16 protein-coding genes are annotated in these 19,890 nt (G+C 67.9%); 11 read left to right on the top strand and 5 right to left on the bottom strand.

From position 1 onward, the window contains the following. Positions 1-26 precede the first annotated feature (26 nt). Both QPK27_RS11840 and QPK27_RS11835 read left to right on the top strand, forming a co-directional pair. Positions 27-1,646 (top strand): ATP-binding protein, encoded by a 1,620-nt coding sequence (locus QPK27_RS11840; RefSeq protein ID WP_290418434.1) that lies wholly within the window; start codon positions 27-29, stop codon positions 1,644-1,646. 11 nt (positions 1,647-1,657) lie between these two features. After that, the gene (locus QPK27_RS11835; RefSeq protein ID WP_290418433.1) at positions 1,658-2,035 is read left to right on the top strand and encodes a response regulator transcription factor; all 378 of its coding nucleotides are present in this window, start codon (positions 1,658-1,660) and stop codon (positions 2,033-2,035) included. 75 nt (positions 2,036-2,110) lie between these two features. On the opposite strand, the gene QPK27_RS11830 is transcribed toward QPK27_RS11835, so the two are convergent. Next, a complete protein-coding gene (locus QPK27_RS11830; protein ID WP_290418432.1) occupies positions 2,111-4,342 on the bottom strand; it encodes a sensor histidine kinase in 2,232 nt (743 codons plus the stop codon). Positions 4,343-4,752: 410 nt separating this feature from the next. Between QPK27_RS11830 and QPK27_RS11825 the strand changes: the two genes are divergently transcribed. The 5 genes from QPK27_RS11825 to QPK27_RS11805 all read left to right on the top strand — a co-directional run bounded on the left by QPK27_RS11825 (position 4,753) and on the right by QPK27_RS11805 (position 12,695). After that, on the top strand, positions 4,753-5,655 hold the full coding sequence (locus tag QPK27_RS11825) for an alpha/beta fold hydrolase (RefSeq protein ID WP_290418465.1): 903 nt from the start codon (positions 4,753-4,755) through the stop codon (positions 5,653-5,655). A gap of 518 nt (positions 5,656-6,173) precedes the next feature. Continuing rightward, positions 6,174-7,403, top strand: a complete 1,230-nt coding sequence (locus QPK27_RS11820) for an efflux RND transporter periplasmic adaptor subunit (protein ID WP_290418431.1) — start codon at positions 6,174-6,176, stop codon at positions 7,401-7,403. A gap of 6 nt (positions 7,404-7,409) precedes the next feature. Next, complete coding sequence (locus tag QPK27_RS11815; protein ID WP_290418430.1) at positions 7,410-10,592, top strand: efflux RND transporter permease subunit; 3,183 nt, start codon at positions 7,410-7,412, stop codon at positions 10,590-10,592. Positions 10,593-10,599: 7 nt separating this feature from the next. Continuing rightward, complete coding sequence (locus QPK27_RS11810; RefSeq protein WP_290418429.1) at positions 10,600-11,280, top strand: response regulator transcription factor; 681 nt, start codon at positions 10,600-10,602, stop codon at positions 11,278-11,280. Next, on the top strand, positions 11,277-12,695 hold the full coding sequence (locus tag QPK27_RS11805; RefSeq protein ID WP_290418428.1) for a HAMP domain-containing sensor histidine kinase: 1,419 nt from the start codon (positions 11,277-11,279) through the stop codon (positions 12,693-12,695). Before QPK27_RS11810 ends, QPK27_RS11805 begins: the two co-directional genes overlap by 4 nt. 68 nt (positions 12,696-12,763) lie before the next feature. Here the strand turns inward: QPK27_RS11805 and QPK27_RS11800 are convergent, their stop codons facing one another. Next, complete coding sequence (locus tag QPK27_RS11800) at positions 12,764-13,687, bottom strand: LysR family transcriptional regulator (protein WP_290418427.1); 924 nt, start codon at positions 13,685-13,687, stop codon at positions 12,764-12,766. Positions 13,688-13,790: 103 nt separating this feature from the next. Between QPK27_RS11800 and QPK27_RS11795 the strand changes: the two genes are divergently transcribed. The 3 genes from QPK27_RS11795 to QPK27_RS11785 all read left to right on the top strand — a co-directional run bounded on the left by QPK27_RS11795 (position 13,791) and on the right by QPK27_RS11785 (position 17,737). Continuing rightward, positions 13,791-14,273: a cupin domain-containing protein gene (locus tag QPK27_RS11795; RefSeq protein ID WP_290418426.1), complete on the top strand. Its 483-nt coding sequence runs from the start codon at positions 13,791-13,793 to the stop codon at positions 14,271-14,273. A 207-nt stretch (positions 14,274-14,480) separates the two neighbouring features. Next, positions 14,481-15,308, top strand: coding sequence for an ABC transporter ATP-binding protein (locus QPK27_RS11790; RefSeq protein WP_290418425.1), 828 nt, complete (start codon positions 14,481-14,483; stop codon positions 15,306-15,308). Beyond that, the gene (locus tag QPK27_RS11785) at positions 15,305-17,737 is read left to right on the top strand and encodes an FtsX-like permease family protein (RefSeq protein ID WP_290418424.1); all 2,433 of its coding nucleotides are present in this window, start codon (positions 15,305-15,307) and stop codon (positions 17,735-17,737) included. Before QPK27_RS11790 ends, QPK27_RS11785 begins: the two co-directional genes overlap by 4 nt. 61 nt (positions 17,738-17,798) lie before the next feature. Here the strand turns inward: QPK27_RS11785 and QPK27_RS11780 are convergent, their stop codons facing one another. After that, positions 17,799-18,017, bottom strand: a complete 219-nt coding sequence (locus QPK27_RS11780) for a hypothetical protein (RefSeq protein ID WP_290418423.1) — start codon at positions 18,015-18,017, stop codon at positions 17,799-17,801. A 141-nt stretch (positions 18,018-18,158) separates the two neighbouring features. Next, a complete protein-coding gene (locus tag QPK27_RS11775; protein ID WP_290418422.1) occupies positions 18,159-18,398 on the bottom strand; it encodes a hypothetical protein in 240 nt (79 codons plus the stop codon). 21 nt (positions 18,399-18,419) lie between these two features. Between QPK27_RS11775 and QPK27_RS11770 the strand changes: the two genes are divergently transcribed. Further along, positions 18,420-19,196, top strand: coding sequence for a hypothetical protein (locus QPK27_RS11770; RefSeq protein WP_290418421.1), 777 nt, complete (start codon positions 18,420-18,422; stop codon positions 19,194-19,196). Between the two features lie 143 nt (positions 19,197-19,339). Here QPK27_RS11770 and QPK27_RS11765 read toward each other — a convergent pair. Continuing rightward, positions 19,340-19,890: nitroreductase family protein (locus tag QPK27_RS11765; protein ID WP_290418420.1), on the bottom strand; the 551-nt coding region annotated here is incomplete at its 5' end.

Below are 19,890 nucleotides of genomic sequence, written 5' to 3'. Positions count from 1 at the left end.
CAAGGCGCCACCCGACGAGACAAACCATGACCGCGCATGCCATCCAGCCCGCGACCGCCATTGCCGAGCCTGCCGCTTCAGCCGCCGCCGCCGCTCCCGCAGTTGCTCCACTACCCGACAACGAAGCGCAGCGCCTCCAGGTCCTGCTCGACCTGAACCTGCTCGACACGCCGCCCGACGCCCGTTTCGACCGCATCACGCGCCTGGCGGCGCGCCTGTTCGGGGTATCGACGGCGCTGGTCAGCCTGATCGACGCCGAGCGCCAGTGGTTCAAGTCGCGCGTCGGCATGACGCTTCCCGAAACCCCGCGCGCCGCCTCGTTCTGCGCCCATGCCATCCTGCAGGACGACGTGATGGTGGTGCGCGATGCCTGCGAAGACGCACGCTTCGCCCACACCCCGATGGTGCAGGGCGACAACCCGGTGCGCTTCTATGCCGGTTCGCCGATCGCGGCCGGCGACGGCCACCGCATCGGCACCCTGTGCATCCTCGACCGCGTGCCGCGCGAATTCAACGACGAGGAACGCGTCCTGCTGCGCGACCTGGCCGGCATCGTCGGCAACGAAGTCGCCGCCATCGAACTGGGCATTGCGGCCGAGCGCCAGCGCCGCAGCGAGCACGCGGTGCGCGCCCTGCTCGACCACCTGCCGGACGGCGTGCTGCTGCTCGACGACAGCGGCGCCATCGTGTCCTGCAACGAAGCGGCTGAGCGCATGTTCGGCGCTCCCTGCACCGTGCTGGCGCGCCAGCCGGCGGCCAGCCTGATCGGCTTCGAGCCGGCCCCGGTGAAGCGCCACGACGGCAGCGGCCGGCGCGCCGACGGCACCCTGTTCGCGGCCGAGATCACGATCGCCGCCATGCCGCTCGACGGCCGCACCCACCTGGCGGTGGCGGTGCACGACGTCGCACCCTACCGCGCCGAGCAGGAACGGATGCGCGCCGCCAACGAGCGCCGCCACAATTATTTCCGCACCGCCAGCCACGAGCTGCGCACCCCGATGGCCAGCATCCTCGGCTTTTCGGAACTGCTGCTCAAGCGCGACTTCGACGCCGCCACCGGGCGCGAGCTGATGGACATCATCCACCGCCAGGCTACCCGCCTGATCAGCCTGGTGAACCAGATGCTCGACCTGGCGCGCATCGACTCCGGCGGCTCGAGCCAGCTGCACCCGGCCGCGCTCGACCTGCGCGAGGTGCTGGCCAAGATGCACGCCGCGCTGGAAGACCGGGCCCAGGCCGCGCGCCTCGACCTGCAGCCGGGCCCGGCGCTGCCGCGCGTGTTCGCCGACCCGCTGCGCATCCAGCAGGCGCTGCACAATATCGTCAGCAACGCGCTGGCTTATTCAGCGCCCGAGAGCCGGGTCGCGATCGCGCTCTCGCTCGACTCGCGCGACGGCCGTCCGGGCGTGCTGGCGACCGTGCGCGACCAGGGCATCGGCATGACGCCGGAACAGCGCGAGCAGGTCTATGACGCCTTCTGGCGCGCCGGCGCCCTGCCCGACGTCGCCGGCAACGGCCTTGGCATGACCATCGTGCGCGAGATCGTCGACCTGCACGGCGGCGTGGTCGAGATCGACTCGACGCCGGGCGGCGGCAGCCAGGTGGCGCTGTGGCTGCCGGCAACGGAAGGCGGTGCGGCGCGATGACGCAGGACGTGATGACCGGCAAGTTGAACCGGATTCTGGTGGTCGACGACCAGCAGGACCTGCGCCTGCTGATCCGCCTCAGCCTGCGCGCGCTGGGCGAGGTGGCACAGGCTGCCAGCGCCGAATCGGCGCTGGCCTTGCTGCACGAGAAGGCGCCGGATCTCCTGATCCTGGACGTGTGGCTGGGCGAAGGCATCAGCGGGCTGGCGCTATGCCGCCAGATCAAGGACGATCCACGCACGGCGGGCGTGAAGATCGTGCTGCTGTCGGCCTGCGGCCAGCAGAGCGACATCGCCGCCGGCATGGCGGCGGGGGCGGACTACTACATGGTCAAGCCGTTCAGTCCGGAAGTGCTGCTGGAGGCGGCGAAGGGCTTGCTGGAGGGGTAGAAGCGGCGCGCCGCGTCCAGCCTCGCGCGCTACGTTAGCGGCGCCGCAAGCGGCGCCCACCATCACACCTGCGCATCACACCTGCGGCGGCAGATCCACATGGAACGCCGTCCCGCCTCCCACCCGGTCCTCGAACCACAATTCCCCGCCGTGCTCGACCACGATCTGGCGGCTGATCGCCAGCCCCAGCCCCGAGCTGGCCTTGCGGTCGGCCCCGGCGTCGGCCTGGGCGAAGCGCTGGAAGATGCGCTCGCGGAAAGCGGGCGGGATGCCCGGACCGCGGTCGGCCACCGTGATGCGCAGGGCCTGTCCGTGCTGCGCCAGCGTCACTTCCACCGCGCTTTGCGGCGGCGCGAACTTGATCGCGTTCGACACCAGGTTCATCAGGACCTGAGTGATGCGGTCGCGGTCGACGCAAGCGTCCACCGTTTCCAGCCCCGGCGCGCAGCCGCTGTGCAGGCCGACCCGGGCGTCCTGGGCCTGGCCGCGCATCGCGCCCACCGCGTCGTCCACGATCGGATACAGCGGCTGCGGCCTCGGGTGCGCCGACAGGCGGCCCGATTCGATCTTTTCCACGTCCAGCATGTCGCCCACCAGCCGCACCAGGCGTTCGCAATGGCGATGGGCAATGTCGACCAGTTCCTGGATCTCGCCGTCGATCGGCCCCGCCGCACCGCTCTTGAGCAGGCCGAGCGAGGCGCGCATCGAGGTCAAGGGGGTGCGCAGCTCGTGCGACACGGTGGCCACCAGTTCGTTCTTCATCTGGTCCACGCGTTTGCGCAGCGAAATGTCGTGCAAGAAGATGCTGAAGAAGGTGCGCTCGCCGATGCCGGCGATGCCGGTCGTCATTTCGATCGCGAACTCCTCGCCTTTGCGGTTGGACACGGTGCGCTCGACGCGGCGGTTCAGCGCTCCGGTGTGGCCAGTGGTGCGGAATTCGCGGATCGCGCGCCGCAGCGAATCGTGATAGCGCGCCGGCACCACCAGCTCGGCCAGCGGGCGGCCGATCGCTTCATGGCGGCGCCAGCCGAACATGCGCTCGGACTGGGTGTTCCAGTCGGTGACGATGCCGTCCAGGTCCATGCCGATGAAGGCGTCGTGGGCGGTCTCGATGATGGTGTTGATGTGCTGGGCGTTCTGCTGCACGGTGGCCAGCGCCGAGGCCAGCTCGTGAGTGCGCTCGTGCACCCGGTGCTCGAGCGTCCGGTTCAGCTCTTCCAGCTCGCGGCTGCGCCCCATCATCTCGCCCATCATCATGTTCAGGGCGCTGGCCAGGCTGCGCACCTCGTCGTAGGCGCGCTCGTGCGGCACCAGCGGCGCTACCTGGCCGCTGCGGATCTGGTCGGCATATTCCTGCAGGCTCTTGATCGGATGGGTGATCCAGTTCGCCACCAGGGCGCCGGCGATCGAGAACAACACCGCCAGGCCGACACCGGTCCACAGCGCGTACTGGCCCATGCGATGCACCGGCGCGTAGGCGTTGGCGGCTTCCTGGCGCAGCAGCACGGTCCAGCCCATGCCGGGATAATCGGAATAGCCGGCGGTCTGGCTGTAGCCGACCAGGTATTCCTTGCCGTCATTCCATTTCTCTAAAACATAGCCGATGCCGCGCCCGCTGCGCGCCTGGCGCAGGCTGTGGGTGTCGACCGTCTCGCCCTGCAAGCCCTGCGGCCCGAGCAGCACCAGGCCGTTGGCGTCCACGATCAGCGCATCCACCGCGCGCCCGACCTGCAGCGGCTGGATCACCGAGCGTTCGACGTCGCGCGCCCACTGCCAGGACAGGTGGGCGCCCAGCACCGCGCGCGGCTTGCCGTCAGGGCCATCGACCGGGAAGGCGACGTCGACGAATCGCAGCGGTTCGCCGCCGGGCGCCGGCAGCAGCTTGGCCAGCAGCGCGGCCTCGTGCACGTCGCCGATGTGGGTGCCTTTCAAGGCATTTTTGAACCACGGGCGTGCGGATACATTGGAGCCCTGCAACAGACCGCGCGCCGACACCTGCACCGTGCCGTCCAGGCCGGCAAGCCCGAGCCAGCTGTAGTAGCCGTAGCTGCGGTGGGCGTCTTCCAGCATGCGGCGCTGCGACTCGAAGGTAGGGTTGGGGCCGAGGTCGCCGATGCGGCGCGCCAGCAGGTTGACTTCGCGATAGCGCTCGTACATGCCGCGGTCGAGCTTGTCGGCCGCCTGCTGGGCCAGTTCGCCCAGGCCGAAACCGATGCTCTGTTCGACGTGGTCGCGCGCCTCGTTCTGTACCAGGGTGACCAGGACGATCGTGAGGATGGCGCACAGGACCGAGGTGGCAAGCGCCATATAGCCGGCCAGACCGCGGGGCAGCAGGCGGCGAGGCAATGTTCTGACGGTCTGCATTCGCGAAACTATATTTGCAGAAATGTGTGATGAAGCGATTGTACGTGAAGAGTTTCCACACGAGAACTTGTTGCGTAGCCTGCCTGCCACAGCTAAGCAATAACACGTAGCCAGAAGATGGCGTTTGTGCATTCAACGTCGATGGCGGCTGCGAAATCGTGGCCGCCATAGCACATTTGCCCGCTCATCGGCGCCGAGCGATATTGATCGGATCGACATCGGCTACACATCGTTGATCGACAATCGAGGTGTCCGGCAACCCTGCCGGGCGGCGCGGGCGCTGGCGGGATGGCGCATGCCGGCGCCCCATGCGGCCGCTGCGCCACGGCCTTTCATGAATGAAAGGAAACATGATGGCCAACGATATCCAGCCCGGCGCCCTGGCCCACGAAACGCTGCAGGTGGGCGCGCGCCGCAGCGCCAGCACCTTCACCACCCGCGACGGCGTCGAGATCTATTTCAAGGACTGGGGCCGCGGCCGGCCGGTGGTGTTCTGCCATGGCTGGCCGCTGGGCGCCGACAGCTGGGAATCGCAGATGTTCCACATGGCCAACAACGGCTACCGCGCAGTGGCGCACGACCGCCGTGGCCACATGCGCTCCAGCCAGCCGTGGGACGGCAACGACATGGACCACTACGCCGACGACCTGGCGCAATTGATGGAACTGCTCGACCTGAACGACGTGTTCCTGGTCGGCTTTTCCACCGGCGGCGGCGAAGTGGCGCGCTATGTCGGCTGCCACGGCACCGGACGCATCGCGCGCCTGGCCCTGATCAGTGCGGTGCCGCCGCTGATGGTGCAGCGGCCCGACAATCCGGGTGGCGTGCCGCGCCAGGTATTCGACGACCTGCGCGCCCAGCAGCATGCCAACCGCGCCCAGCTGTTCCTGGACGTGCCGTCGGGGCCGTTCTACGGCTTCAACCGGCCCGGCGCCACGCCGTCGCCGGGGCTGGTGCAGTCATGGTTCCTGCAGGGGATGCTGGGCGGACACAAGAACACCTACGATTCGATCGCCGCATTTTCGGAAACGGATTTCCGTGAAGACTTGAAAAAGTTCGACAAGCCGACCCTGATCATCCATGGCGACGACGACCAGGTGGTGCCGATCGACGTCGGCGGACGTGCCTCCGGCAAGCTGATCCAGGGCGCGAAGCTGGTCGAATACCGAGGCGCGCCACATGGCTTGACTGAAACGCACAAGGATCGGGTGAATGCTGACCTGCTCGCCTTTGCACGAGGAGAAACCGTCGGATAAACAAGGATTCAGCATACAGCTGGCCGTTGTCAAACGGTCAGCTCAGACCCGGACTGTGCATTCATGCACAATGCTATCGCTCATCCATACGCCAGGATAGGCAGCTTCTATAGCTCAGCTATAAACGGGCTTTTTACGAAAAGCTATCGCTCATCCGTAAAGTGTTTGACGGGGAAATCTATCGCTCAGCTATATGACGCAGCGCATCAATTTTGCATTGCACAATGCAGTCCCATCGCCATCACGTCGAACAAAATTCTGCACACCGCGAAGCGAGCTCGGCCTTGCAAATATTAACAAAACTAAATTAACAAACATAAATAAATTTCTGCTGTTGCAATGACGCCGTCAGCGCCAGAGACAGGCGTGCGTTCATTGAAACTGCCGCGCTCCTGCTTAACCCGCGCTCAACATTAACGAAAATTAATCAATCTCTCACCCACTTTTAAGCTGGCGACGGGCATAGTCCAAGGTAGGGAAGAATACGTTCCCAACCTCGCAAACCGGACTCCATTAACATGCCCTCGACACCCCTTCCGCGCCGCCGCTCGCTGGCCGCCGGCGCCACCCTGGCTGCCCTGCTGCTGGCCGCTTGCGGTTCCGATCCGAAACCCGCCGCCCCCGCCATTCCCGAAGTCAGCGTGCTGACGATGCGCGCCGCCAACGTGCCGCTCAGCATTGAGCTGCCGGGACGCACAGCGCCATTCCTGCTGGCCGAAGTGCGGGCGCGGGTCGACGGCATCGTCCAGGAGCGCCGTTTCGTCGAGGGCGCCGACGTGCGCAAGGGCCAGCCGCTGTACCTGATCGACCCTGCCCCCTACCGCACCGCCCTGGCCAGCGCCGAAGCCCAGCTGCAGCGGGCCCAGGCCACGCTGCGCAGCAACGCGGCATTACTCAACCGCAACCGCGTGCTGGTGCGCGAGAACGCCGTCAGCAAGCAGGAATTCGAAAACGCCGAAGCCGCCCAACTGGAAGCCGCCGCCGAAGTCGCCGCCGCCAAGGCCGCGGTGGAAAGCGCGCGCATCAACCTCGGCTACACCAACGTGATCGCGCCGATCACCGGCCGCTCGAGCGTGTCGGCGGTGACCCAGGGCGCCTACGTCCAGGGTGGTTCGGCCACCCTGATGACCACCATCCAGCAGATCGACCCGATGTACGTCGACCTGCAGCAGTCGAGCGCCGAGGGCCTGGCCCTGCGCCGCGAGATCGCCGCCGGCCGCATCCGCATGGACGGCGCGGACGGCCAGGCCGTGCAGGTGAAACTGCAGCTGGAAGACGGCACCACCTACACCCGCAGCGGCACGCTGGAATACAGCGGCGTCACGGTCGACCAGGCCACCGGCTCGGTGACCCTGCGCGCGCGCTTCCCGAATCCCGAGCATCTGTTGTTGCCCGGCATGTTCGTGCGCGCCAGCGTCAGCCAGGGCGTGCGCCAGGACGTGATGCGCGTGCCGGTCCCGGCCGTGACGCGCACGCCCCAGGGCAGCGCCACCGTGATGCTGGTCGGCGCCGACAACAAGACGATCGTGCGCCCCGTCAAGACCGGCCAGCTGGTCGACGGCTACTGGCTGATCAGCGAAGGCCTGAAGGACGGCGAACGCGTGGTGGTCAGCGGCGTGCAGAAACTCAAGCCCGGCATCGCAGTCAAGGTACGACCGGAGGCGGCGCAGAATCCGGCCGCGCCGGCGGCCCCGGCCACTGCCGCCGATGCCCGGAACGGCGCCAACGCCGGAGCCCAGCAGGGATAAGCGACAATGCCAAAGTTCTTCATCCAGCGTCCGATCTTCGCGATCGTGATCTCGCTTCTCATCATGCTGATCGGTGGCATCGCCTTGTGGAAGATGCCGGTCGAACAGTATCCGCCGGTGTCGCCGCCGTCGGTCCAGATCCAGGCCACCTTCCCGGGCGCCTCGGCCGAGACCATGCAGAACACCGTGATCCAGGTGATCGAGCAGCAGATGACGGCGATCGACAACCTGCTCTACATGCAGTCGACCAGCGACGATACCGGCCAGTCGACCACCTCGCTGACCTTCGCCGCCGGCACCGACCCGGACATCGCCCAGGTGCAGGTCCAGAACAAGCTGCAGTCGGCCGTGCCGCGCCTGCCGAGCGAAGTCCAGCAATCCGGCCTGCGCGTGACCAAGTCGACCAGCGACTTCCTGATGGTGGCGGCGTTCGTCTCGGACGACGACAGCATGACCAAGTTCGATATCGCCAACTACGTGGCCTCGAACATCCAGGATCCGCTCAGCCGCATCCCCGGCGTCGGCAGCATGAACCTGTTCGGCACGCAGTACGCGATGCGTATCTGGCTCGATCCGGTCAAGCTCACCAAATACCAGCTGACCCCGATCGACGTGGCCGATGCGATCCGCGCCCAGAACGTCCAGATTTCCGGCGGCCAGCTGGGCGGCACGCCGGCGGTGCAAGGCCAGGCGCTGAGCGCCACCATCAACCAGGCAACGATGCTGCGCACGCCTGAACAGTTCAACCGGATCCTGCTGAAGGTGCAGCCGGACAGCTCGTCGGTGCGCGTCAAGGACGTCGCCCGCGTCGCCCTGGGTCCGGAAAACTACAACGTCGACGTGCGCTACAACGGCAAGTCGGCTTCGGGCCTGGGCATCCAGCTGGCGCCCAACGCCAATGCGCTCGACACCGCCGAACGCGTCCGCGCGCGCCTGGCCGAGCTGGGCGAATTCTTCCCGCCCGGCCTGCGCACCGTGTACCCGAACGACGTGACCCCGTTCATCGAAGTCTCGATCGAAGGCGTGGCGCATACCCTGATCGAGGGCATCGTGCTGGTGTTCCTGGTCATGTACCTGTTCCTGCAGAATTTCCGCGCCACCCTGATTCCGTCGATCACGGTGCCGGTGGTGCTGCTCGGCACCTTCGGCATCATGTCGGCGCTCGGCTTCACCGTGAACACGCTGTCGATGTTCGGGCTGGTGCTGTCGATCGGCCTGCTGGTCGACGATGCCATCGTGGTGGTCGAGAACGTCGAGCGCGTGATGCAGGAAGACGGCTTGCCGCCGAAAGAAGCGACCGTCAAGGCCATGGGCCAGATCACCAGCGCGCTGGTCGGCGTGGCGCTGGTGCTGTCGGCGGTGTTCGTGCCGGTGGCGTTTTCCAGCGGCACGGTGGGCGCGATCTACCGCGAATTCTCGCTGACGGTGGTGGCCTCGATGCTGCTGTCGGCCTTCATCGCCCTGACCCTGACCCCGGCGCTGTGCGCCACCATGCTCAAACCGGTGGACCCGAACCATCACGAAAAGAAAGGTTTCTTCGGCTGGTTCAACCGCGGCTTCGACCGCACCCGCGACCGCTACCTGGGCGGCGTCACCCGCATCCTCGGCCGGCGCGGCCTGTGGATGCTGGTCTACCTGGCGATGGTCGGCATCGTCGCGCTGCTGTTCGTGCGTTTGCCGAGCGGCTTCCTGCCCAAGGAAGACCAGGGCTATATGTTCGTCCAGGTGCAGACCCCGGCCGGCAGCACCCAGGAAGCCACCGGGCGCGTGCTGGAGGAGATCAGCCAGTACCTGCTGAATGACGAGAAGGCGATGGTCGACGCCACCTTCATGACCAACGGCGCTTCGCAGCCGCAACGCGGCCAGAACCAGGGCCGCCTGTTCGTGCGCCTCAAATCCTGGGACGAGCGCAAGTCTGACGATCTCAGTGTTTCCGCGCTGGCCAGCCGGGTCTCGGCGCGCTACGCCAACTACCAGGGCGCGGTGATCAATACCGTCGAGCCGCCGTCGATCCGCGGCCTCGGTTCGGCCACCGGCTTCAACCTGCAGCTGCAGGACCGCGGCGGCCTCGGCCACACGGCGCTGGCCGAGGCGCGCGAACGCCTGCTGGAATTGGCCCGCAACGAACCGGCGCTGCAGCGGGTGCGCTTTTCCGGCCAGTCCGACAACGCCACCTACAAGATCGAGATCGACCGCGAAAAGGCGGCGGCGCTGGGCGTCAACCTGACCGAAGTCGACCAGACCTTCTCGATCGCCTGGGGCTCGCGCTACATCAACAACTTCCTGGATACCGACAACCGCATCAAGCGCGTCTACGTCCAGGCCGACGCCCCGTTCCGCATGAACCCGGACGACCTCCGCCACCTGTACGCCCGCAACGGCGCCGGAGAAATGGTGCCGTTCTCCAGCTTCGCCACGGCGCGCTGGGCCTGGGGCTCGCCGGCGATGGCGCGCTACAACGGCATCGAGTCGGCCGAGATCCAGGGCCAGCCGGCGCCCGGCTACAGTACCGGCGAAGCGATGGAAATCATGGAACGCCTGGTCGGCCAGCTGCCGCAAGGCATCGGCTTCGAATGGAGCGGCATCTCGCTGCAGGAGTCGCAGGCCGGCGCCCAGGCCCCGCTGCTGTACGCGCTGTCGATCCTGGTGGTGTTCCTGTGCCTGGCGGCGCTGTACGAAAGCTGGGCGATCCCGATCTCGGTGATCATGGTGGTGCCGATCGGTGTGCTCGGCGCCCTGGCCGCCGCCACCCTGTTCGGCATGGAAAACGACGTGTTCTTCCAGGTGGGCTTGCTCACCACCATCGGCCTGTCGGCCAAGAACGCGATCCTGATCGTCGAGTTCGCGCGCGAACTGCAGATGCAGGGCATGGGCGTGGTCGAGGCGGCGCTGGAAGCGGCCAAGGTGCGGCTGCGCCCGATCATCATGACCTCGATGGCCTTCGTGCTGGGCGTGACCCCGCTGGCGTTGTCCAGCGGCGCCGGCTCGGGCAGCCAGAACGCGCTGGGCATCGGCGTGATCGGCGGCATGATGACGGCAACCTTCCTGGCCACCTTCCTGATTCCGCTGTTCTACGTCTTGATCGCGGGGCGCAGCAAGCCGCCGGTCCATCCGGATGCGCCGGATGCGTCGGACCAACCGGAAGGCAAGCAAGCCCCAGCCGAGGATAGAATGCCGGTAACGCCTTGAGGATGCCTTGAAACTGTTACTCGTCGAAGACAATGAGCGTGTGGCGCGCTTCGTCACCAAGGGCTTGAGCGAAGCCGGCCACACGGTGCGCCATGCCGACAACGGCCGCGACGGCATGGTCCACGCGGTCAGCGAGCCGTACGACGCGATCGTGATGGACCGCATGCTGCCGGGCGGCATCGACGGCCTGTCGATCATCGAAGCCCTGCGCCAGCAGGGCAACCGGATCCCGATCCTGATCCTGTCGGCGCTGGACGGCGTCGACGACCGCATCCGCGGACTGCGCGCCGGCGGCGACGATTACCTGACCAAGCCGTTCGCCTTCGGCGAACTGCTGGCGCGCCTGGACGCGCTGCTGCGCCGCTCGCAGGTGCAGAGCGTGGACACGGTGATGACGCTGGGCGACCTGACCGTGGACATGCTGGCGCACCGCGTCACCCGCGCCGGAAAACCGGTGGCGCTGCAGCCGCGCGAATTCAAGCTGCTGGTGTACCTGCTGCGTCACGCCAACCAGGTGGTGACGCGCACCATGCTGCTGGAAAACGTCTGGGACTATCACTTCGACCCGCAAACCAACGTCATCGACGTCCACATCAGCAAGCTGCGCCAGAAGATCGACGCCGGCTTCGCCATGCCGCTGCTGCGCACCGTGCGCAATGCCGGCTACATGCTGACCGACCAGCCATGAGCGCCGTTCTGGATGCCAAGGCGGCGCCGGTGCGCCGTCCATTTTTGTTGCGACTGTTGCGTCTGCCCGGCTTTTCGGCGCGCACCATCGCCATCGGCTACGCCATCGTCACCCTCTTGGTGCTGGGCATGTTCGCCGCGCCCCTGTGGTACGTGTGGCACACGAATATCCAGCAGGTACGTACCGAGCTGATCCGCGCCGATGCCCACCACCTGTCGAACCTGTTCGAACGCCAGGGCCCGCCGGCGCTGGCGGCGGCCATCGACAGCCAGGTGCACGGCGTCAACGACGGCGTGCGCAAAATCATGCTGTTCATGGCGCCCGACGGCACCCGCCTGGCCGGCAACCTGCCGGAGTGGCCCGAGGGCGTGCCCAACCGTGACGGCCTGTGCCAGGTGACGATCCGGGTCGACGGCGTCGAGCGCAACGTCGAGCTGGTGCGCACCACGCTGGAAGACGGCTACCTGCTGCTGGTGGCCAGCAACCTGGACCGCTTCCAGAAACTCGAGCGCCTGTTCGCCTACGGCCTGCTGGGCTGCGGACTGGCGGTGCTGCTGAGCGCGGCGCTGGGCGGAGTGCTGATCCGGCGTGCGCTGCTGGCGCGGGTGCAATCGATCAGCCAGACCAGCGCCTCGATCATCGAGGGCAAACTCTCGCACCGCCTGGCCGAGCCGCACGACGGCGACGAACTGCAGCAGCTGACGCGCACCGTGAACCGCATGCTGGACCAGATCGAGCACCTGGTGACCGGGGTGCAGGACGTCTCGAACGCGATCGCGCACGACCTGAGGACGCCCCTGTCCGAACTGCGCGCGCGGCTGGAAGAACTGTCGGTGGCGCGGCCCCCGAGCGAGGAAACCTTCGCCGAGATCGACGCCGCCATCGACGACGTCGACCGCGTGATGGGCATCTTCAACGCCCTGCTGCGGCTCAGCGAGATCGACAGCGGCAGCCGGCGCGGCGGTTTCGTGGCGGTCGACCTGGCGGCGCTGGCCGCCGAAGTCACCGAGTTCTACGCGCCGGTGGCCGAGCTGAAGGACATCACGCTCGGCTTCGACGGCCCGGCCAGCCTGCCGACCGTGGGCGACCCGGTGCTGCTGGCCCAGGCGCTGGGCAATATGGTGGACAACGCGCTGAAGTATGCGCCGGTGCGCGGCGCGATCGCGATCCGGGCGCGCCGGGTCAATGCCCAGACCGTCGAGATCGTGGTGACCGACAACGGCCCCGGCATCCCCGAACACGAACGCACGCGCGTGATCGAGCGCTTCTACCGCATGGACGCCAGCCGCGGCACGCCGGGCGTGGGCCTGGGCCTGAGCGTGGTGTCGGCGGTGGCGCGCCTGCACGGCGGCGCGCTGGTGTTGGAAGACAACTATCCGGGCCTGCGCGCGTCGCTCAGGCTAAGCACGACGTGATACTGTCGGCGGCGCTGGTGTGCGCCAGCCCGATCCTGTGCCGGCTGGCGACGCGCCGCTGACCAGCGCTAGCGCCGCCTTGCTTCCTGACTTGCTTTACGCGGGGCTTCGTAACGCAGCGCATCGACCAGCAGCGAAAACGCCGGCGAGGCGTGGTGCCGGCTCGGGTAGTACACGTGGTACCCGGGAAAGGTCGGCGACCAGTCGGCCAGCACCTGCACCAGGCGTCCGGCCTCGATATATTCCTGCACCATGTCGGCCGGCAGCAGCGCCACGCCCATGCCGTCGAGCGCGGCGCGCAGGCGCGGCGTGGTGCTGTTGAAGGTCAGCTGGCCGTCGACGCGCACGTTCAGGGCCTGCCCTTCCTTCTCGAACTCCCAGGCATACAAGCCGCCGCGCGTCGGCAGGCGCAGGTTGATGCAGTTGTGGCGCACCAGATCGTGCGGCGTGCGCGGCGCCGGATGCGCGGCGAAATAGGCCGGCGCGCCGACCACCAGCATGCGCAGGTCGGGACCGATGCGCACCGCGATCATGTCCTTGGCCACCTGGTCGCCCAGGCGCACGCCCAGGTCGTAGCGTTCGGCCACGATGTCGGTCAGGCCATAGTCGATGGTCAGCTCGACCTTGATGTCCGGGTAGGCGGCCAGGAAGGGTTTGAGCTTGGGCCACAGCACGCAGTTGGCCGCGTGCTCGGCGGTGGTGATGCGCACCGTGCCGGCCGGCCGGTCGCGGAACTCGCCCAGCGCCGCCAGCCCGGCCTCGATGCCGTCGACGTGCGGCGCCACCGTTTGCAGCAGCCGCATGCCGGCCTCGGTCGGGGACACGCTGCGCGTGGTGCGGGTCAGGAGGCGGATGCCGAGGCGCGCTTCCAGCTTGCGCACGGTGTGGCTGAGGGCCGATTGCGACAGTCCCAGCTGGGCCGCGGCGCGCGTGAAACTGCCTTCGCGCGCCACGGTCAGGAAGGCGATCAGGTCGTTGAAATCTTGGCGCATTCATGAATCCGGATCATAGGAACATCCCGATCTTAGCAGCTTATCGGGGTAATCGTGCGCGCCTAGAATGGTCCCGTCACCAACGATCCATGAAAGGAAACCCATGAAAACTCCTCTCACCCAGGCCCTGGCCGCGGCCACCCTGCTGGCCGCCGGCGGCGCCGATGCCGCCGAACGCAAGGAGGCGCAGCAGGTGGTGCGCGCCGGCAGCCAGGCGTCCAGCGCCGGGCCGGAGGCCAACTTTACCGGCCGGGTAAAAGTCGAGATGCTGTGGCCGAGCAATGAGCGCAGCCAGGCCTCCGGCGCCTACGTCAGCTTCGAGCCGGGCGCGCGGTCGGCCTGGCATACCCATCCGTCGGGCCAGCGCCTGCTGGTAACTGCCGGCACCGGGCTGGTGCAGGAATGGGGCAAGCCGGTACAAGAGATCCACGCCGGCGACACGGTCTGGTGCCCGCCCGGCATCAAGCACTGGCACGGCGCCGCGCCGGGCACGCGCATGACCCACCTGGCCGTGACCGGCATGGCCGACGGCAAGGGCGTCGAATGGCTGGAAAAGGTCAGCGACGAGCAGTACAACGCGCGCTGAGCAACAACTAGCTGGCGGAATCGCGGAATTTATGTGGAATGCATTATTACTTCAAAAAGGCATATTCATTTCTATAGACAGGTAATTTGACTTGCTATCACGAAGAAGGAACATGCTAATCTAGCTAGACACATTTGAAAGATGCGTCGATTCAGCTTTCAGCCCAGCAGCCCGTCCGCTTCGTATTCCAATAACAAAGGAGATAGCATGCTCAAGCTTGTCAGCCTCAACAAGTCATTCACTGCGGGCGAGGTCAGGACGACCGCCCTCGACCGCGTTTCGCTGGAGATCGCGGCCGGCGAATACGTTGCCGTCACCGGCCCTTCCGGGTGCGGCAAGTCGACCCTGCTGTCGGTGCTGGGCATGTTCGAGACCGGCGACAGCGGCCAGTACTGGTTCGACGGCCAGGACATCGCCGGCTGGAGCGAGATGAAGCTCAACGAGCTGCGGCGCGGGCGCATCGGTTTCATCTTCCAGGACTTCAACCTGCTGGAAGAGCTGAGCGTGGCCGAGAACGTCGAACTGGCGCTGAGCCATGCCAACGTGCCGCGCCAGCAGCGGCGCGCGCGGGTGGCGGCGATGCTCGACAAGCTCGGCGTCGGCCACCGCGCCGGGCACCGCCCATCACAGCTGTCGGGCGGCCAGCAGCAGCGGGTGGCGATCGCGCGCGCGCGGGTGGCGGCGATGCTCGACAAGCTCGGCGTCGGCCACCGCGCCGGGCACCGCCCATCACAGCTGTCGGGCGGCCAGCAGCAGCGGGTGGCGATCGCGCGCGCGCTGGTGGCGCGCCCCGCCCTGCTGCTGGCCGACGAACCGACCGGCAACCTCGACACCGCGCACGGCAACGAGGTAATGCGCCTGCTGCGCCAGATCAACGACGAAGGCACCACCGTGGTGATGGTCACCCACTCACCCGGGCACGCCGCCCAGGCCGGACGCACGGTGCGCCTGCTCGACGGCCGCATCGTCGCCGACGCCGTGGCCCCGAGCGCGGCCCCGAGCGCCACCGCGGCCCTGGCGCAGGTGGCGCCATGAGACCCGACGACTTCCGCATCGGCCTGCGCCACCTGGTGCGCCAGCCCGGCTACAGCGCCATCGCCATCCTCGGCCTGTCGGTCGCCTTCGCCGCCTGCCTGCTGCTGCTCGGCTACGTGCAGTATTCGTGGCGCTACGATGCCCACGTGCCGCGGGTAGAGCAGATCTACGTGGTCAAGCAGCGCTTCAACGTCGACCCGGTGGCGCCCTGGTTCGACCAGGCCCCGCTGCTGCTGCGCGCGACCGCCTTGAAGACCCCGGGCGTGGTCGACGCCACCGCCTTCTTCCGCGCCGACGTCCCTACCGTGAAAGTCGGCAGCACCCTGCACAAGATGCCGAGCCTGCTGGTGCTGCCGCGCTTCGCCGAGGTGCTCGGATTGCGCGCGCTCGAGGGCGACCTCGACGCGGCATTGAACCGGCCCGAGGGCCTGGTGCTGACCCTGACGACCGCGCAGCGCCTGTTCGGCACGCCGCGCGCACTCGGCCGCACGGTGCAGATCGGCGACAAGGCGCTGCGCGTGGCGGCCATCGTGCCGGACACCCCGGCCAACACCACGATTCCGTTCGAGGCCCTGTATGGCGTGAACTCGGTGCTGAACGATCCCGTGATGCGCAGCGAGCTGCAGACCGGCGAACGCGGCGCCTGGGGCCGCCTGCTGCTGCGCATCGACAACCCGGACGCCGTGCCGCAGGTGGCGGCGGCGCTGCAGCGCACCCTCGATACCGCCCCTGCGGTCCAGGGCGTGCCGCCCGACGTGCGCGCGCGCCTGGGCGGGCGCCGGGTGATGGACCTGGCGCTGTCGCCGCTGCGCGAAGCGTATTTCGACCGCGACGTGGCGCGCAACCCGGTCTCGCCGCCAGGCGACCGGGGCGACCGCGCCACCGTCACCGGACTGGCGCTGGTAGCGCTGCTGATCCTGGCCATCGGCGCCATCAACTACGTCAACCTGGCCACCGTGCGGGTGCTGCGGCGCCAGCGAGAAATCGGCATGCGCAAAGTGCTGGGCGCGAGCGCGCGCCAGATCGTGCTGCAGTTTTTGGCCGAGTCGCTGCTGGTGGCGCTGCTGGCCACGGTGCTGGGCCTGCTGCTGGCCTGGCTGGCGCTGCCGCTGTTCGCCGAGCTGGTCAACCGCAAGCTGGAGCACCTGTTCGCGCCGGCCAACGTGGCCGCGGCGCTGCTCATCGGCGTCGTGCTGGGCCTGGTGGCCGGCCTGCAGCCGGCCTGGACCGCGCTGCGGGTGCGTCCGGCCCAGGCCCTGGCCGGGCGCGCCAACACCGAATCGCGCGCCGGCGCCCGGTTGCGCAAGGCGCTCACCGTGCTGCAGATCGCGACGGCGGTCGGCCTGGCCAGCCTGGCCATGGCCATCGCGCTGCAGACCCGCTTCGCGGTCAACGCCTCGCCCGGCTTCGACGCCGCGCCGCTCCTGATCGTCGACCTGCCGCAACGCGGCAAGAAGAACGAGGCGGTGCGCGGCTTCATGGCGGAACTCGGCCAGCAGCCGGGCGTGCACAGCCTAGTGCTGTCCGAGCACGTGGTCGGGCGCACCGGCAATGGCCTGATCCAGGACATCAAGCGCGACGGCGGCGCCAGCGTCTCGGCCGAAACCAAGATGATCGACACCAATTTCTTCGAGGTGTACAAGCTGAAGCCGGTGGCGGGACGCCTGTTCGATCCGCGCCTGGACGGGGAAAATGCCATTGGACCGGTCGTGATCAACGCCATCGCCGCGCGCCAGCTCGGTTTCGCCACGCCCTCGGCCGCGGTCGGACAGACACTGCTGCATCCGGGCGAGGACGGCAAGCTGGTGCCGTACCGGGTGCTCGGCATCGCGCCGGAACTGCGCTTCCGTTCGCTGCGCGACGAACCGCGCGCCACGCTGTACGTGCTCAATACCGACTGGGCCAGCGTGCTGAGCGTGCGCAGCACGACCGCGGTGCGCGACGCCGAACGCGCCGTGGCGGCGCTGTGGAACCGCTATTTCCCGGACGCGATCATGCACACCGAGCGCGCCGGCGAGGTCTTGGGCGCGAACTATGCCGACGACACCCGCCTGGCGCGGCTGCTACTGCTCGCAACCCTGATTGCGCTGGCGATCACCGCCTTCGGCATGTATGCGCTGTCGGGCTCGATCGTGCAGCGGCGCGCGCGCGAGATCGTGCTGCGCAAACTGTATGGCGCCGGGCGCGCCCGCATCGCCGCGCTGCTGGGACGCGAACTGGGCATGCTGATAGCCGTGGCCGCCGTGCTCGGCCTGCCGCTGGCCTTCATCGCCATCGCCCGCTACCAGGCCGGCTTCGTCGAGCATGCGCCGCTGGTGCAGGCGATGCCGTGGCTGGCGCTGTGCGGGGTGGCGCTGGTGACGCTGCTGGCGACGCTGCGCCACGCCTGGCAGGCGCTGACCATGCGTCCGGGGCGGCTACTCAGGTAACGGCGACGGCGCCGAGGCGCTCCATCAGCAAGCGCCGGTTGAGCAGCCCGGTCAGCACGTCCTAGAACGCCAGCCGGTGAATCGACTGCTGCGCCGTGCGCCTTTCGCTGATGTCGCGGCTGACCACCACCCGGTGGCTGTCACTTTCGCCGCTGCGTATGAAGGGCATTACTTCGAGCTCCACCCAGAACGCCTCGCCGGCCCGGGTGCGCGTCATCATCTCGGCCTTGGCCGAGGCGCCGCCCACCATCGCCTGCGCCAGGCGCGCCACCGCGGCCAAAGCCAGCTCGAGTTCGCCCAGCGAACGCGCCAGGCCGCAGCAGCGTGCTGCAGGTCAGCGCCAGGATCACGCTCACGGTGCTGTAGTTGATCGCGGCCGCCGGCGAGGCCTTGAGCGGCGCGTCGCCCCACCCCGGCACGCTCAGTTCGTCGAGAGCGCGCCAACCAGCAGCACCACCGACAGCAGCGAAGAGAAGATGCGTTCGCGCCAGCCGGCGATATGGGTGATGGTATTCAAGCGGGACGCGCGTATGCGAGCAAAGACCGGCAGCCCCGTGCGACGGAGCGGAATTGCGCGGCGGCCGTCGTCGCGGTTTTTTTCCTTCGGACCGTGCTGCAGGTGGTTTTTTGAACGCATTGCATGGGAGAATTGTTCAATCATTTCTTCCTGGGAGGATGCGCGATGCGCAAACCGCTTAGCCGTTCCCGGGCCGGGTCTGGTTCCGCGCCGCGTGCGCTGACCCGCGCCATGGCCGTGCACGATATGCGTGCTCGCCTGCTGCGCGAAGGTTTTCCGCGCATCCAGATGTTCATCCTGGTGTCGCTGACCGCACTGGCCGGCTTCGGCGCATCGGTGGCGTTGCTCGCCGCTGGCATGGACACGATGGCGCTGCGCTATCTGCTGTCGGTCGGGGTGGCGTATGTCGTGTTCCTGCTGCTGCTGTGGCTGTGGCTTCACACCAGCGCGGCGGATTATCTCGACGTCGCCACATCCGGCGGCACTGGCGGGGACACCGGGACAGCACACGGGCCGGCCGGATTCAGCGGCGGCGGCGGCAGTTTCGATGGCGGCGGCGCCAGTGCGAACGTCGACTTCAGTGCAAGCGACAGTGGCATCGGCGCCATCGCCGAGAAGCCGCTCGAAGCCATCGGGCAAGCTGAAGAAGCCGCACTGCCGCTGGCCGTGCTGCTGCTGGTGCTCGGCATTGCGCTGTCGTCGCTGTTCGTGATCTGGTCGGCCCCGGTGTTGTTCGCCGAGATCCTGGTCGACGCCCTGCTCGCCGCCGGCCTGTACCGGCGTTTGCGTTTGCTCGACCAGCGCCACTGGATGGTGGCTGCGCTGCGCCATACCGCGATCCCGTTCCTGTTGACGGCGCTGGTGGCCGCCGGCGCAGGCTGGGGCATGCAGCAATACGCGCCCGCTGCGGCGTCGCTCGGCCAGGTGCTTTCCGGCCGCTAGCCAAACGGCAGCGGATATTGCTCGGGCATTATCGCCGGCCCGCACCTTAACTTCCCTACGCAAACTAAGCACATCGCCCGGGATGCGCCGCCTGGCGTCTTCCAGCGACGAAGCCGCTGCGTGCCAAACCGCGCGCCGATTGGTCAGAGAGTGGAGAAGTACTGCGCCGCCGACGGACGCGCGCGCGGCGCCTTGTTTGAGGCCGCGGTGCCGACGCCGATAAAGCACACCGCCTGCTCGTGCGCTTCCAGCCGCAGCAGGCGCCGCATGCCGGCGCTGTCCATGGCGGCGCCGCTGGCCAGGCCGCTGGCAAAGCCGAGCGCCTGCGCGCCGACCAGCACGTTCTGGATCGCGCAGCCGAGCGAGACCAGCTTTTCGTTCTTGGGAATGGTGGTGGCGTCCGGGTTGTCGCGCGCCAGCGCCACCAGCAGGCATGGCGCGTGGAAGGCCTTGGCGCGCGCCGCCTCCAGTGCCTCGGGGGCGGCCGCCGGGTCGCGCTGCAGCAGCGCCCCGGCGAACACCTCGCCCAGCGCGTCGCGCCGCTCTTGCGGGATCAGGATGAAGCGCCACGGCAGCAGCAGCCCATGGTCGGGCGCGTGCGCCGCCATCCCGACGATGCGCTGCAGTTGCGCCGCGTCCGGTCCCGGCGTGACCAGCCGGCGCAGGGAAACGTGGCGGCGCGCCGCCACGACGC

Source organism: Massilia sp. YIM B02443 (genome assembly GCF_030411955.1).
Lineage (GTDB): Bacteria > Pseudomonadota > Gammaproteobacteria > Burkholderiales > Burkholderiaceae_D > Telluria.
This window is presented reverse-complemented; position numbering and strand designations above follow the sequence as displayed.